This window comes from Xanthomonas sp. WHRI 6108, from assembly GCF_040202385.2.
In the GTDB taxonomy this organism is placed as follows: Bacteria; Pseudomonadota; Gammaproteobacteria; order Xanthomonadales; family Xanthomonadaceae; genus Xanthomonas; species Xanthomonas arboricola.
In genome coordinates, this window is sequence record NZ_CP168198.1 from 1,708,437 (window position 1) to 1,723,542 (window position 15,106).

Here is a 15,106-nt window from a genome sequence, read left to right on the forward strand (position 1 = left end):
CTTGCTGTTGCGCATGCCCGACCATGACGCCGGGCATGGCCCGCGATAGGGCAGGGAGCGGGCGTCGCCCCGCATCACACCAGCGTGGAGCGGCGCTTCTCGTCGATCCACTTGGAGGCCTGCGCCGGCGTGTAGTGCTGCATCCACTCCAGCATCTGTTCGATATCGGCGCCGTACCACAGGTCGCTGCGCTGGTCCGGATGCAGGAAGCGCTCTTCCACCATGCGATCGATCATGCCGATCAGCGGTGCGTAAAACCCTTCGATATCCAGGAACGCACAGGGCTTGTTGCCGATGCCGAGCTGGCGCCAGGTGAGCATCTCGAAGATCTCTTCCATGGTGCCGAAGCCGCCGGGCAGGGCGACGAAGGCATCGGACAGCTCGAACATGCGCATCTTGCGCTCATGCATGGAGCCAACGATTTCCAGCGTGGTCAGCCCACGGTGCGCCACTTCCCAATCGGCCAGCTGCTGCGGAATCACCCCGGTCACCTCGCCACCAGCCGCCAGCACCGCATTGGCCACGGTGCCCATCAGCCCGACGTTGCCGCCGCCATACACCAGCCGCAGGCCCTGCTCGGCGATGCGCTGGCCCAGCGCAGTGGCGCGCTCGGCGTAGGCGGGTTTGTTGCCGGCATTGGAGCCGCAGTAGACGCAGATGCTTTTCATGGGATTCGGGAGTTGGGATTGGGGATTGGTAAAAGCGAGGCAGCGCTGCTGATTTCAGGTGATGCCATCGGCAGGGGGCGCGCTGAATTGTTTGAGTTATTGCCTGGCTTGAAAAACATAACGCCGGGTTTTCACCCGGCGCCATGTCATTGCCGGAGAGGGCCGGGACGGAGAGCCGCAGTTGCGAATCCCCAATCCCGAATCCACCAATCCCGGTCAGTTGGCCTTATGAATCGCGCGCTTGCTCACTGCCATCGCGGCATCGTGGATCGCTTCGGACAGCGTCGGGTGGGCGTGGCAGATGCGCGCCAGGTCGTCGGCCGAGCCGTTGAATTCCATCGTCAGCACGCCTTCGTGCACCAGCTCGGACACGCCCACACCAACCAGGTGCATGCCCAGCACACGGTCGGTTTCGGCATCGGCGATGACCTTGACGAAGCCGGCCGGCTCGCCCATGGCCACGGCACGGCCGATTGCCGCGAACGGGAAGCTGCCGGCCTTGTAGGCGACACCTTCGGCCTTCAACTGCTGCTCGGTCTTGCCGACCCAGGCAATCTCCGGCTCGGTGTAGATGACCCACGGAATGGTGTCGAAGTTGACGTGGCCGGGCAGGCCGGCGATCAGCTCGGCGACCGCAATGCCTTCCTCGAAGCCCTTGTGCGCCAGCATCGGGCCGCGCACGCAGTCGCCGATGGCCCACACGCCGTCGACGCCGGTATGGCAATGGCCATCGACCTCGATCTGGCCGCGGTCGGTCACCTTGACGCCGGTGCCGTCAGCCAGCAGGTTCTTGGTGGCGGCCTTGCGGCCCACGGCCACCAGCAGCTTGTCCACGGTCAGGGTCTGCTCGCCGGCGCTGTCGGTGTAGCTGAGCACCACCTGCTTGGCATCGCCGCTGCCGGTGATCTCGGTCTTGCTGACCTTGGCGCCCAGCTTGATGTCCAGGCCCTGCTTCTTGAATTCCTTCAGCGCGGTCTTGGCCACTTCGGCATCGGCCAGCGCCAGGAAATCCGGCAGCGCTTCGAGGATGGTGACCTCGGCGCCCAGGCGCTTCCACACGCTGCCCAGTTCCAGGCCGATCACGCCGGCGCCGATCACGGCCAGGCGCTTGGGCACGGCGGTGAAGTCCAGGCCGCCGACGTTGTCGACGATGGTGTCGCCGTCGAACTTGGCGAACGGCAGCTCGATCGATTCCGAGCCGGCCGCAAGGATCACGTTGGTGCCCTTGAGTTCGATCTCGCCGCCTTCGTGCTGGGCGACCTTGACGATGTTGCCCGGCAGCAGCTGGCCGAAGCCGTAGTACGGGGTGATCTTGTTCGCCTTGAACAGCATTGCGATGCCGCCGGTGAACTGCTTCACGATCTTGTCCTTGCGGCCGATCATGGTGGGCACGTCCATCTTGGCGTCGTTGAAGCTGATGCCGTGGTCGCCGAACAGGTGGCCCATGTTCCAGAACTGGCGCGAGGAATCCAGCAGTGCCTTGGACGGAATGCAGCCCACGCGCAGGCAGGTACCGCCCAGCGCCGGCTTGCCATCCTTACCGATAGCCGCGTCGATGCAGGCGACCTTCATGCCCAGCTGGGCCGCGCGAATCGCAGCGTGATAACCGGCCGGACCGGCACCGATGACGACGACGTCGAATTGTTCTTGTTCGCTCATTCTTCGCTCACGAGATTGGGAATTGGGGATTGGGGATTCGTAAAAGCGGGATGCTTGGGAAAGGGCGGCTCTCGCCAATCCCCAATCCCGAATCCCCAATCCCGGCTTTCATCACAGACCGAACAACATCCGGCCCGGGTTTTCCAGCTGATTCTTGATGTCGACCAGGAACTGCACCGAGTCCTTGCCGTCGATGATGCGGTGATCGTAGGACAGCGCCAGATACATCATCGGGGCGATCACGACCTGGCCGTTCTCGGCGATCGGGCGTTCCTTGATCGCGTGCATGCCCAGGATGGCGCTCTGCGGCGGGTTGATGATCGGGGTCGACAGCAGCGAGCCGAAGGTGCCGCCGTTGGTGATGGTGAAAGTGCCACCCTGCAGATCGTCCAGGCCCAGCTTGCCGGCGCGGGCCTTGGCGGCGTAGTCGGCAATGCCCTGTTCGACGTCGGCAAACGACTGGCGCTCGACGTTACGCAGCACCGGCGTGACCAGGCCCTTGTCGGTGGACACCGCGATGGAGATGTCGCTGTAGCCGTGATAGATGATGTCGTCGCCGTCGATCGAGGCGTTGACCAGCGGGAAGCGCTGCAGCGCGTTGGCGGCGGCCTTGACGAAGAAGCTCATGAAACCGAGCTTGATGCCGTGCGCCTTCTGGAACTCGTCCTGCAGTTCCTTGCGTGCGGCCGAGACCTTGGCCAGGTTGACCTCGTTGAAGGTGGTCAGCATCGCGGTGGAGTTCTTGGACTCCATCAGGCGCTTGGCGATGGTCTTGCGCACGCGGGTCATCGGCACGCGCTCTTCCGGACGGGCGCCGGACGCCTTGCCCACGCCGCCGGCCTTGGCGAAGTTGACGATGTCTTCCTTGGTCACCGCGCCACGACGGCCGGTGCCTTCGACCTGGGCCGGATCCACACCCTGGGTGATCGCGGAAAAACGCGCACCCGGCGGCAGCGCATCGGCAGCGGACTTGGATGCAGCCGCAGGCGCAGCGGCAGGCGCAGCGGCAGCAGCCGGGGCCGGCGCGGCGGCCGGGGCAGCAGCGGCAGGCGCCGGTGCCTCAGCCTTCTTCTCGTCGGCCGGTGCGGCCGCAGCCACGGCGCCTTCTTCGATGATCGCCAGGATCTGGTTGCTGGTGACGGTGCTGCCGGCTTCGAACTTGATTTCCTTCAGCACGCCGTCGACCGGCGAAGGAACTTCCAACACGACCTTGTCGGTTTCCAGGTCGACCAGATTCTCGTCGCGCTTGACCGCTTCACCGGCCTTCTTGTGCCAGCTGGCGATGGTGGCGTCGGAAACGGATTCGGGCAGTACCGGAACTTTGACTTCGGTGGCCATTCGGGGAGCGTCCTAGGGTTTTCGTTCTTTGGGGAAGGTGAGTTATTCAGCGACTTGGTCGTTGAACGGATTGAGGAGCGCATCGGCGACCAGCTTCTGCTGTTCGACGATGTGGTCGGCCATATGGCCGGCGGCAGGCGAGGGCGAACGGGCACGGCCGGCGTAATGCAGGCTCTGGCCGCTGGCCAGGCAGAAGTTCAGGTGGTGGCGGATCTGGTACCACGCACCCTGGTTCTGCGGTTCTTCCTGGCACCACACCACGTCGGTGGCGTTGGCATAGGCCTTGAGCTCGGCGGCCAGCTGCGCACGCGGGAACGGATACAGCTGCTCCACGCGCAGGATGGCGACGTCGTCCTGGCCACGCTTGGTCTGGTCTTCGAGCAGGTCGTAATAGACCTTGCCCGAGCACAGCACCACGCGCTTGACCTTGCCGGCATCGGCCTTGGCGTCGGGAATCAGATGCTGGAACTCGCCCTCGGCCAGTTCCTCTAGGCTCGACACCGCCAGCTTGTGGCGCAGCAACGACTTGGGCGTCATCACCACCAGCGGCTTGCGGGTGGTCATGCGCATCTGGCGGCGGATCATGTGGAAGCACTGCGCCGGCGTGGTCGGCACGCAGACCAGCATGTTCTCCAGCGCGCACAACTGCAGGAAGCGCTCCAGACGCGCGGAGCTGTGCTCCGGGCCCTGGCCTTCGTAGCCGTGCGGCAGGAACAGCGACAGGCCCGCGATGCGGCCCCACTTGGCTTCGCCAGCGGCGATGAACTGGTCGATCACCACCTGCGCGCCATTGGCGAAGTCGCCGAACTGCGCTTCCCAGATGCACAGCGCATTCGGGTCGGTGGTGGAGTAGCCGTATTCAAAGCCCATCACCGCTTCTTCGCTGAGCAGCGAGTCGATGATGGTGGCGTCTTCGGGGTTCTGCACCAGCTGGCGCAGCGGCAGGTGGTAGCTGTCGGTCTTCTGGTCATGCAGGATCGCGTGACGGTGGAAGAACGTGCCGCGACCGGCGTCCTGGCCGACCAGGCGCAGCTTGTGGCCTTCGGCCAGCAGGGTGGCATAGGCCAGGTTTTCGGCAAAGCCCCAGTCGCCGGCCTGCTCGCCGGCGGCCATCTTGACGCGGTCGTCGTAGATCTTGCCGACGCGCGCATGCAGCTCGACGCCTTCCGGAATCGTGGTGATCAGCTTGGCCAGACGATCCAGCTGCTCGCGCTTGACGCGGGTGTCGACCGGATCGGCAGCGGTGCCGACCAGATACTTGGACCAGTCAATGGCGAATTCGTCCGGCTTGCGCGTCGCCAGTTCGGTGGTGTATTCGCCCGAATCGAGCTTGTTGCGGTAACCGTCGACCAGCGCCTTGGCCTCGTCGGCGCTCAGCACGCCGTCGCTTTCCAGCTTGGCGGCGTACAGCTCGCGGGTGGTCTTGTGCTTGCGGATGGTCTGGTACATCACCGGCTGGGTCGCTGCCGGTTCGTCGGCCTCGTTATGGCCCCAACGGCGGTAGCAGACCAGGTCGATGACCACGTCCTTCTTGAACTGCTGGCGGAATTCGTAGGCCAGCTTGGACACGAACATCACCGCATCCGGGTCGTCGCCGTTCACGTGGAAGACCGGCGCGCCGATCATCTTGGCCACGTCGGTGCAGTACAGCGTGGAACGGGCGTCGTCGCGGGCGCTGGTGGTGAAGCCGATCTGGTTGTTGACCACGATGTGCACGGTGCCACCGACGGCGAAGCCGCGCGCCTGCGACATCTGGAACAGTTCCATCACCACGCCCTGGCCGGCGAATGCGGCATCGCCGTGGATCAGGATCGGCAGCACGCTCTTGCGCTCGGCATCGCCGAAGCGCTCCTGACGCGAACGCACGCTGCCGACCACGACCGGGTCGACGATTTCCAGGTGCGAGGGGTTGAAGGCCAGCGCCAGATGCACCTGCTTGTCGCCACCGACCGCGATGTCGGCCGAGAAGCCCATGTGGTACTTGACGTCGCCGGTGTGGGCGCGGTCGTCGTGGGCGTGCTCGAACTTGCCTTCGAACTCGTCGAACAGTTTGCGCGGGTTCTTGCCCAGCGTATTGACCAGCACGTTGAGGCGGCCGCGGTGGGCCATGCCGATCACGATGTCCTTGACCTGATCGTTGCCGGACTGGCGAATGATCTCGTCCATCATCGGGATCAGCGCGTCGCCGCCTTCCAGCGAGAAGCGCTTCTGGCCGACGTACTTGGTGTGCAGGTAGCGCTCCAGGCCTTCGGCGGCGGTGAGCCGCTCCAGCGTGCGCTTGCGGCTGGCCGCGTCGCCGGCGATCTTGCCGCCGGCATCTTCCAGGCGCTTGTAGATCCACTGGCGCTGGTCGAATTCCTGGATGTGCATGAACTCTGCGCCGATGGTGCTGGCGTAGGTCGCCTTCAGGCGGGCCAGCAGGTCCTTCAGCTTCATGCGCGGCTGGCCGCCGACGCCGCCGGTGCTGAACTCGCTGTCCAGATCCGCCTGCGACAGGCTGTGGAACGGCAGGTCCAGATCGGGCGGGTTGACCGGCGGGGTCAGGCCGAGCGGGTCGAGCTGCGCGCCGAGGTGGCCACGCGCACGGTAGGCGGTGATCAGGCGGCCGACGTTGCGCTCGCGCTCGTCACTGGCCGCGGCGCCGGTGCCGGCGTTGGCAGCCTGCTTGGAGGCGGTGAGGATGTGGGCAATGGCCGCCGAGTGCGGCACATCACCGGCATCGCGACCCTTGAAGCCATCGAAATAGCTCTTCCACTTTGGGTCAACACTGTCCGGGGCGACGAGGTACTGCTCGTACAGATCCTCGATATAGGCGGCGTTGCCGCCGGCGAGCTGCGATGACTGTGCGAACTGCTTTAGGAGATTATCCACGATGGTAAGTCGGGTCTGCTGTGGGGATGATTGTGCGGAAGCGGCGGGGCGAGATGCCCTGTCGGTCGGTCTCAAATCTCGAAAAATTATACCCCCTTGCGCTAGTGAGGGGGCGTCTGCCAGCTGACCGGACGGGTAGGTGCAACCGCCTGGCGCCTACGTGCGAAGGGCGCTGCGGTCTCAGATGCCGAGTGCGCGCGGTTCGTTCCAAAGCGCGCTGCGCTCCCATATCTGCGCGAATTCGCGCTCCAGCTGGCGGCTGCGCGCCGCGCCCGACAGCCAGGTTTCGCCATCGTCGAAGCGATGGCCTGTTGGACGAAAGTAGTAGGCGTCATCGCCCAACACATAGGCCGACGCGTAGCTGGCATCGACCGGATCGCTGACCGCACGGAAGCGGAACACGCTGGGCAGGCGCTGGGCCAGCCGCAGCATCGCGCTGCTGTTGGCGCCCGCGACGGCGGTGTCCTGCACCAGCACCTGCACGCGCTTGTCGTGGCGGGCGGTGGCAAAGCGGCGCAGCGCATCGAGCACTGCGGGGTTGTCGAACAGCGGCGGATCCAGTGCCCGCGTATAGATCAGCACCTGGCGGCGTGCGGCGCACAGCAGGCCGGTGGTGGCGGCCAGGGCCGCGCGCAGGTCGTCCACCGCCATCGGGCCGTCGAGACGGCGGTGCAGGGGCCTGCCCGGGCGATCGCCCGCCGTTGCCGCACTAGCGGGGTGCAGGTCGGAAGAGGTGTCCGGCAGGAAGCCCAGGCGTGCGAACACGGCCTCGGCGTCTGTGTTCACGCGGGTTTGTAGGCCGGGCCAGCCGCGTTGTTGCGCGCTGGCGACGGCGGCTGCGAGCAACCGGTCGGCCAGGCCGCGGCGGCGCCAGCCCGGCAGCACGCCGAGCCGGTCGATGCGCCGATCCGCCGTCAGCCGCACCGAGCCGATCAACTGGCCGTCCTCGCTGCGCAGCGCCAGGTGCAGGCTGAGCGGGTCCAGGGCGTCCCAGTCGGCAGTGCTGTCCTCGGTGCTGCCGGTGCCGCAGGCCAGGCGCAGCGCACGCAGGGCTGCGGCGTCGGACGCCGCCTCCACCGAGACGATCTGCGGCCCGGCCTGGGAACTCATGCGCGCTGGTCGGACCCGTCGTCGTCAGCGTCCGATGCCGCGTCGTCGTCGGCCAGCCCTCTGTCGTCGTCCTGGTCGGCATCCTCGCCTTGTTCGGCCTCCTCAACCTGGGCCGGGCCGTCCGCGGCGTCGGCGACCTGCTCGACGTCGGCTTCGGCGTCGATGTCATCGTCCGCGTCCGGCGTGTCGGCCCCGGCGTCGGCATCGTCGTGGTCGCCCGACAGGCTCAGGACGTGGGCCTGGTCGTCGTCGATGTCCTCAATGTCGTCCTCCGCGTCCTCGTGGGCGCGCTGGTAATGGCCCTGCGCCAGCAGCTCCAGCACCACCTCGCGGCCACGGTTGGACAGCTGCGCATACAGCGCGCCGTCGATCTCTTCGGCTGCGGCCAGACGTGCGGCATCCTTGGCCGACAGCGCGAATTCCAGGCCGCTGCAGAACAGGGTGGCGCCACGCTTGGCGCGCCGCCAGGCCAGCCGCGACCAGGGGTGACGGTGCAGCAGCACGCCTTCTTCCAGCGCCTGCTCGACGGCCTCGCGGGGAATCGGTTCGGGTGCCGGCACCACGTCGCCGGAGGCGCGGTAGGTGGTCATGAAGCGGCCGAACCAGTCGCCCAGGCGATCCGGGTCGTTCATGCGCAGCGCGTTGAGCGCTTCGACCACGCGGTTCATCGCGGTGACGTCGATCTCGTACGGATCGGCCGGCACCTTGAGGTCTTCGTCGTGATAGCGCACGGCCTCGTCGGCATCGGCGATCAAGGTGTCCAGGTAGTCGCCGATCAGCTCGGCCGAGGACGGCGCGCGGGTGCCGATGGAGAAGGTCAGGCAGGCGTCTTCGGCCACGCCGTGGTGCGGCACCAGCGGCGGCAGGTACAGCATGTCACCCGGGCCCAGCACCCAGTCGTGGGTGGGCTTGAAGTCGCGCAGCAGCTTGAGCTCGACATCGTCGCGGAACGCCAGCGGCGCGGCCTTGCGGCCCTGCTGCGCGCGTGCGTCGATCTGCCAGCGGCGGTGGCCCTGGCCCTGCAGCAGGAACACGTCGTAATGGTCGACATGCGCGCCGACCGAGCCGCCGGTGGCGGCGAAGCTGATCATGATGTCGTCGATGCGCCAGCGAGGCAGGAAGCGGAACTGTTCCAGCAGCGCGCGGACGTCGGCGTCCCACTTGTCCACGTCCTGCACCAGCAGGGTCCAGTCATGGTCGGGCAGGCCGGGGAAGTCGGTTTCCTGGAACGGGCCGGTGCGCACGTTCCAGTCGTCGGTGGCGCGGTCGTGGCTGATCAGGCGTGCCAGCACGCCGTCTTCGCAGGCCAGGCCGGCCAGGTCTTCGGGCTGCAGCGGGGACTGGAAGTCCGCAAACGCGTTGCGGATCAGCAGCGGGTGCTTGTGCCAGTAGTTGCGCAGGAAGCGCTCGACCGGCATGCCCAGCGGCTGGTCGCGGGTGGCATGGATCTCGAAGGGCAGTGGCGCGCCTTTCCTGGCGGCGATCTTTTTTGCGGGGGTCTTTTTCATGGTGTCACGGGTCCGACTGGAGGGCCGGCGCGGTGCGGCCGGCGAGGTGGCTTATTGTCGCCCAGCCCGCCATGCGCTGCCTTGCATGCGGGTGTCGCGGTGAGGTTGCGGTGCGCGTCCGGGCCATGCACGGCCGGGGATGCAGCTGAGTGTCTCGGTGTCAGCAGATCAGCGGGTGGAGATCTGGTTGTTGCTGCCGTAGTCGTTGACCATCGCAGTGCCGGATTGCTGGGTGATGCGGTTGCCGCGGCCGTGCAGCGTGGCGGAGGCGATCGCCTGCGCCTGTACCTGGTTGTCGTCGCCCGGCACCAGCAGCGTGCCGATGCGGCCGGCCTTGAGCGTGGAGGTGCGGCTGAACAGTTCGATGGTGCTGGCATCGCCGGCGAGGGTGACCTGGGCATCGTTGCCGACCATGCGCACTGCCTCGGCGCGCTCGATCTGCACGATCGCATGCTGGCCCAGCACTGCGATCGTGCCGCAGTCACCCTTGAGGACCAGATTGGCGTTCTGGCCGGTCTGATCGACGTTATGGCCGTCGCAGCTGACCGTGCCGCTGGTCGAGGTGACCATCAGTGTCGGCCGCTCGCCATTGCTGGCGACCTGGGTGGCGCCGTCCATGCTCGGAACTGACGGAACTGACGGAACTGACGGGACCGGCGGCACCGCTGCGGCCGCCACGCCGGCCGGCGCGTGCGGCGCGGCAGCGGCGGAGTCGGGCTGCGAGTCGGGAGCGGCCTGCTTCCCGCAGGCCAGCAATCCGCAGGCCACCGACGCAAGCAGGGAGACAGACAGCAGCGCGCGCAATACCATGGCAATACTCCTGACAGCTGGATACAAGGGCGTGATACCGGTGGATGGATACCGCTGCTTAGATCGCGCGCGCCAGCTGTTCGGCCAGCCCGGTGTAGGCACCCGGTGTCAGCGCCCGCAGCCGCTGCTTGTCCTGCTCCGGCAACTGCAGGCTCTCGACAAAGGCCTGCATGGACGCGGCAGTGATGCCCTGGCCGCGGGTCAGCGCCTTGAGCTGTTCGTAGGGGTTGGGCAGGCCGTGGCGACGCATCACCGTCTGCACGGCTTCGGCCAGTACTTCCCAGGCCGCATCCAGATCGGCATCCAGGCGTTCGGGATTGACGGTCAGCTTGCCCAGGCCCTTGGCCAGCGAATCCAGCGCGACCTGGGTATGGCCGAACGCGGTGCCGAGCGCGCGCAGCACGGTGGAGTCGGTGAGGTCGCGCTGCCAGCGGCTGATCGGCAGCTTGGCGGAAAAATGTTCGAACAGCGCATTGGCGATGCCGAAATTGCCTTCGGCATTTTCGAAGTCGATCGGGTTGACCTTGTGCGGCATGGTCGAGGAGCCGACTTCGCCCTCCTTGAGCTTCTGCTTGAAGTAGCCCAGCGAGATGTAGCCCCAGATGTCGCGCGACAGGTCGATCAGGATGGTGTTGACGCGGCGGCTGGCGTCGCCGATTTCGGCCACATTGTCGTGCGGCTCGATCTGGGTGGTGTAGGGGTTGAACACCAGGCCCAGGCTCTCGACGAAGCGCTGCGCAAATCCGGCCCAGTCCAGCTCCGGGTACGACACCAGGTGCGCGTTGTAGTTGCCGACCGCGCCGTTGATCTTGCCGGTCAGTTCGACCGCGGCGATCTGCTTGCGCTGCCGCTCCAGGCGCGCGACCACATTGGCGATTTCCTTGCCCAGCGTGGTGGGCGAGGCGGTCTGGCCATGCGTGCGCGACAGCATCGGCTGGCCGGCCTGGGCATGGGCGAGGGTGCGCAGGCTGGCGGTGATGCCGTCCAGCGTGGGCAGCAGCACCTCGCGGCGCGCCTGTTCCAGCATCAGGCCATAGCTGAGGTTGTTGATGTCCTCGCTGGTGCAGGCGAAATGCACGAATTCCAGCGCCGGGCCCAGCTCGGCATCGTCCTTGAGCTGTTCCTTGATGAAGTATTCCACCGCCTTGACGTCGTGGTTGGTGGTGCGCTCGATCTGCTTGACCCGCGCGGCATCGCCGACGCTGAAGTCGTCGGCCAGGCGGCGCAGGGTCTGGGTGGCGGCGGCCGAGAACGGCGCCAGCTCGGCGATGCCCGGCTCGGCGGCCAATGCCAGCAGCCATTCGATCTCGACCTTGACCCGCGCCCTGATCAGGCCGTATTCGGAGAAGATCGGGCGCAGCGCATCCACTTTGGAAGCGTAGCGGCCGTCGAGCGGGGACAGGGCGAGCAGGGCGGAATCCGACATGGGCAGGGCACTGGGAGGCTGGCGGGGGTGCGTATTCTACGCCGCCCCGGCGCCGGCTTCGCCGATCGGCCGCACCGTGATGGCCTGGATCCGGTGCCCGGCCATGCGCCGCACCGTCAGTGCGTGGCCGTCCAGCTCCAGGGTTTCGCCTTCTTCGGGCAGCCGCTGCAATTGGTGCACGATCAGCCCGCCGACCGAATTGACGTGGTCCGGTGCGCTCAGGTCCTGGCCCAGCAGGCGTTCCAGGCGGAAGATCGAGGTGCTGCCGGCCACCAGCAGCGAGCCGTCCTGGCTGCGGATCGGGGCATCGCGCACCACGTGGCGGTGCTCGTCCTCGATCTCGCCGACCACCACTTCCAGCAGGTCTTCCAGGGTGAAGAAGCCCAGGATGCGGCCCTCCTCCTCCACGCACAGCGCCAGATGGGTGGTGCCGGTGCGGAACTGCTCCAGCGCGCTGGGGATCGGCGTTTCCAGGGTCAGCAGGGTGGGCGGGCGTAGCAACGGACGCAGATCGTCCAGGTCCTGGCTGCGTGCCATCGCCACCAGCAGATCCTTGGTATGCAGGATGCCCAGCACCTGCTCGCCATCGGCGTCGAACCACGGGTAGCGGCTGTAGCGCGACTCGCTGAACTCGGCCAGCACCGATTCCAGCGTCATGCCTTCGCGCAGGCTGCGCAGATGCTCGCGCGGGCGCATCAGGTCGCCGGCGACCAGGTCGGGCAGTTCCAGGGCGTGGCTCATCAGGGCCAGCCCGTGATCGGGCGTGGCGGCGTTGGGATCCTGGCGGCCGACGATCAGCATCAGCTCCTCGCGCGAATAGCGATGCGACTGGTGCTCCACATCGCCCCAGCCCAGCACCCGCAGCAGGCGGTTGGCGCTGGTGTTGAGCACCCAGATCGCCGGGTACATCAGCCAATAGAACACGTAGAGCGGCGCGGCGGTCCACAGCGACATCCGCTCCGGGCGGCGGATCGCCATGGTCTTGGGCGCCAGTTCGCCCAGCACGATGTGCAGGAACGAAATCAGGCTGAAGGCGATCGCCAGTGCGGTGAACTGTGCCGCTTCCGGCGACAGGCCGGCGGTATCGAACAACGGCTGCAGCAGATGCGCGAAGGCCGGCTCGCCGACCCAGCCCAGGCCGAGCGAGGCCAGGGTGATGCCGAGCTGGCACGCCGACAGGTAGGCATCCAGATGCGCATGTACCCCGAGCAACAACCGCCCACGCCAACCGTTGTTCTGCGCCAGGCCCACCGCCTGCGTGTGGCGCAGCTTGACCAGCGCGAACTCGGCGGCGACGAAGAAGCCGTTCAACAGCACCAGCAGCAATGCGACGAACAACAGCAGCACGTTACCCAACATGGCGTCACCCAACATGGCGTCCGCCTCCATGGCGCGTAGCGGCAGTGACGCGGTATGTCAGCGGCTGCGCGTCGGTGCCGGGGCAGTGTGCAAGCAAGCAAGACGCAAACGATGCGTTTCTACAGTCAGGGTCGTCGCCCATGGCGGCGTGGTACCTCGTATGGATCATTGGGCAGTCTAGCCCAGGGCTTGCGACGACACGGTCGCAACGCTGCGAGCGAGTATCGTAGGCAGCCTCGCCAGCGTGGGCACGCCCGCTGCCAGCCATCCATCACCACAAACCAACCATGTGCGGAGAGTGCAGATGAGCGAACGTTTCAGGACCGAACACGACAGCATGGGTGAGCTGCAGGTGCCTGCCGATGCCTTGTGGGGCGCGCAGACCCAGCGTGCCGTGCAGAATTTCCCGGTGTCCGGCCAGCCGATGCCGCGCGGCTTCATCCGCGCGCTGGGGCTGATCAAGGCCGCTGCGGCTAGCGTCAATGCCGAACTCGGGCTGCTGCCCAAGTCGATCGGCAGGGCCGTGCAGGACGCGGCGCTGCAGGTCGCCGACGGCGCGTACGACGCGCAGTTTCCGATCGACGTCTACCAGACCGGCTCGGGCACCTCGTCCAACATGAATGCCAACGAGGTGATCGCCACGCTGGCCACACGCGCCGGCAAGGAGGCGGTGCATCCCAACGATCACGTCAATCTCGGGCAGAGTTCCAACGACGTGGTGCCCACCGCGATCCGGGTGTCGGCGTTGCTGGCGGTGCAGGAACACCTGCAGCCGGCGCTCAAGCATCTGCGCAAGACCATCGATAAGCGCGGCAAGGGGCTGGACAAGGTGGTCAAGACCGGGCGCACGCATCTGATGGATGCGATGCCGCTGACCTTCGGCCAGGAATTCGGTGCATGGTCGGCGCAGCTGAGTTCGGCGCAGGAGCGCATCGACGATGCCCTCAAGCGCCTGCGCCGGCTGCCGCTGGGCGGCACCGCGATCGGCACCGGCATCAATGCCGATCCGCGTTTTGGCGGCAAGGTGGCCAAGGCCTTGTCGGGCCTGAGCAAGTTCAAGTTCGAGAGTGCCGACAACAAGTTCGAAGGCCTGGCTGCGCAGGACGACGCGGTGGAGTTGTCCGGTCAGCTCAATGCGCTGGCGGTGGCATTGATCAAGATCGCCAACGACCTGCGCTGGATGAATGCCGGCCCCCTGGCCGGGCTGGGCGAGATCGAGTTGCCGGCGCTGCAGCCGGGCAGTTCGATCATGCCGGGCAAGGTCAACCCGGTGATTCCCGAAGCCACCGTGATGGCCTGCGCACAGGTGATCGGCCACCACACCGCGATCACCGTGGCCGGGCAGACCGGCAACTTCCAGTTGAACGTGACGCTGCCGTTGATCGCCTACAACCTGCTGGATTCGATCAACTTGCTGGGCAATGTGGCGCGGCTGCTGGCCGATAGCGCGATTGCCGGGTTGAAGGTGCGCCAGGAGCGCGTGCGCGAGGCACTGGACCGCAATCCGATCCTGGTCACCGCGCTCAACCCGATCATCGGCTACGAGAAGGCCGCGGCGATCGCCAAGCGTGCCTACAAGGAACAGCGCCCGGTGCTGGACGTGGCGCTGGAAGACAGCGGGCTCACTGAGGCGGATCTGCGCCGTTTGCTGGATCCGGCTGCGCTGACCCGCGGTGGCATCCAGGCTGGCAGCACGGGCGGCGGTGGCTGACCACCGCAGCGTGCGTGCGTAGGAGCGCACCTGGGCGCGACGGGGCTTTATCGACAACGCCCCGTCGCGCCCAGGTGCGCTCCTACACGGCTTTGCGCGAATCCGCGGCGTCGCCAGGACTCAGTGCCGCTCAGCCTGCACGTTGCCGAAGCTCTCGCGATACGGCTGCAGCGACGGGATTTCATCGAGCAATTCGCCGCTGAGCTTCTGGATCTCCGGCGTGGCCGTCAGCTTGATCGACTTGTATTCCGGGTCCGCGCCAGCCTCGCTGACGGCCTGCTGGCGCAGCATCTGCAGGTGCCCGAACAGCAGCTGCAACTTGGCGCGCGTCGGTTCTTTCTGCGGCAGCGCGATATCGTCGATCTTCAGCGTGCCGTCGGGGGTGATTTCCGCATTGGCCGCGGGTGGGCGGCGGATCATCACCGACTGGGTGGTGATGGCAACGCGCGGCTTGCCGCGTTCGGCGCGCCGCGACGACTGGTCGCCGCAGGCGGTCAGGGCGCATAGCAGGAGCGCCATGCAGAGCATCACCAACTTGTTCATGGGGTCGCCGGGTTCAGGGAGCGCACTAGTGTAATCCCGCTCCGGCCAGCCGATCGGTGCCTGCGGCACATGGCGCGGCTGACAAGATGTCGCAGGCCGATGT

Annotated in this window: 11 protein-coding genes; 1 reads left to right on the plus strand and 10 read right to left on the minus strand. The window is 66.6% G+C overall.

The annotated features are described in order from the left end of the window. Positions 1-74: 74 nt before the first annotated feature. From ABQ039_RS07375 to ABQ039_RS07415, 9 genes are all read right to left on the minus strand, one after another. Complete coding sequence (locus ABQ039_RS07375) at positions 75-668, minus strand: TIGR00730 family Rossman fold protein (RefSeq protein ID WP_016901548.1); 594 nt, start codon at positions 666-668, stop codon at positions 75-77. A 216-nt stretch (positions 669-884) separates the two neighbouring features. Beyond that, positions 885-2,327, minus strand: coding sequence for a dihydrolipoyl dehydrogenase (lpdA, locus tag ABQ039_RS07380; protein WP_104608029.1), 1,443 nt, complete (start codon positions 2,325-2,327; stop codon positions 885-887). A gap of 111 nt (positions 2,328-2,438) precedes the next feature. Beyond that, positions 2,439-3,665 carry a dihydrolipoyllysine-residue succinyltransferase gene (gene sucB, locus ABQ039_RS07385; RefSeq protein ID WP_184551612.1) on the minus strand — a complete coding sequence of 409 codons (1,227 nt, stop codon included), beginning with the start codon at positions 3,663-3,665 and terminating at the stop codon, positions 2,439-2,441. 42 nt (positions 3,666-3,707) lie between these two features. Then, a complete protein-coding gene (locus ABQ039_RS07390) occupies positions 3,708-6,611 on the minus strand; it encodes a 2-oxoglutarate dehydrogenase E1 component (RefSeq protein WP_179464847.1) in 2,904 nt (967 codons plus the stop codon). A gap of 105 nt (positions 6,612-6,716) precedes the next feature. Further along, positions 6,717-7,646, minus strand: a complete 930-nt coding sequence (locus ABQ039_RS07395; RefSeq protein WP_349778619.1) for a GNAT family N-acetyltransferase — start codon at positions 7,644-7,646, stop codon at positions 6,717-6,719. After that, the gene (locus ABQ039_RS07400) at positions 7,643-9,130 is read right to left on the minus strand and encodes a cupin domain-containing protein (RefSeq protein ID WP_349778626.1); all 1,488 of its coding nucleotides are present in this window, start codon (positions 9,128-9,130) and stop codon (positions 7,643-7,645) included. The genes ABQ039_RS07395 and ABQ039_RS07400 overlap by 4 nt, the downstream gene beginning before the upstream one ends. A gap of 192 nt (positions 9,131-9,322) precedes the next feature. Further along, positions 9,323-9,964, minus strand: coding sequence for a DUF3060 domain-containing protein (locus tag ABQ039_RS07405; protein ID WP_349778620.1), 642 nt, complete (start codon positions 9,962-9,964; stop codon positions 9,323-9,325). 58 nt (positions 9,965-10,022) lie between these two features. After that, a complete protein-coding gene (gene purB / locus ABQ039_RS07410; protein WP_184516870.1) occupies positions 10,023-11,390 on the minus strand; it encodes an adenylosuccinate lyase in 1,368 nt (455 codons plus the stop codon). A 36-nt stretch (positions 11,391-11,426) separates the two neighbouring features. Beyond that, positions 11,427-12,749 carry a hemolysin family protein gene (locus ABQ039_RS07415; RefSeq protein WP_054591704.1) on the minus strand — a complete coding sequence of 441 codons (1,323 nt, stop codon included), beginning with the start codon at positions 12,747-12,749 and terminating at the stop codon, positions 11,427-11,429. Positions 12,750-13,053: 304 nt separating this feature from the next. Between ABQ039_RS07415 and ABQ039_RS07420 the strand changes: the two genes are divergently transcribed. Then, the gene (locus tag ABQ039_RS07420) at positions 13,054-14,460 is read left to right on the plus strand and encodes a class II fumarate hydratase (protein WP_349778621.1); all 1,407 of its coding nucleotides are present in this window, start codon (positions 13,054-13,056) and stop codon (positions 14,458-14,460) included. 120 nt (positions 14,461-14,580) lie between these two features. Here ABQ039_RS07420 and ABQ039_RS07425 read toward each other — a convergent pair whose 3' ends face one another. Continuing rightward, positions 14,581-15,003 carry a hypothetical protein gene (locus ABQ039_RS07425; RefSeq protein ID WP_167704224.1) on the minus strand — a complete coding sequence of 141 codons (423 nt, stop codon included), beginning with the start codon at positions 15,001-15,003 and terminating at the stop codon, positions 14,581-14,583. Positions 15,004-15,106: the final 103 nt, after the last annotated feature.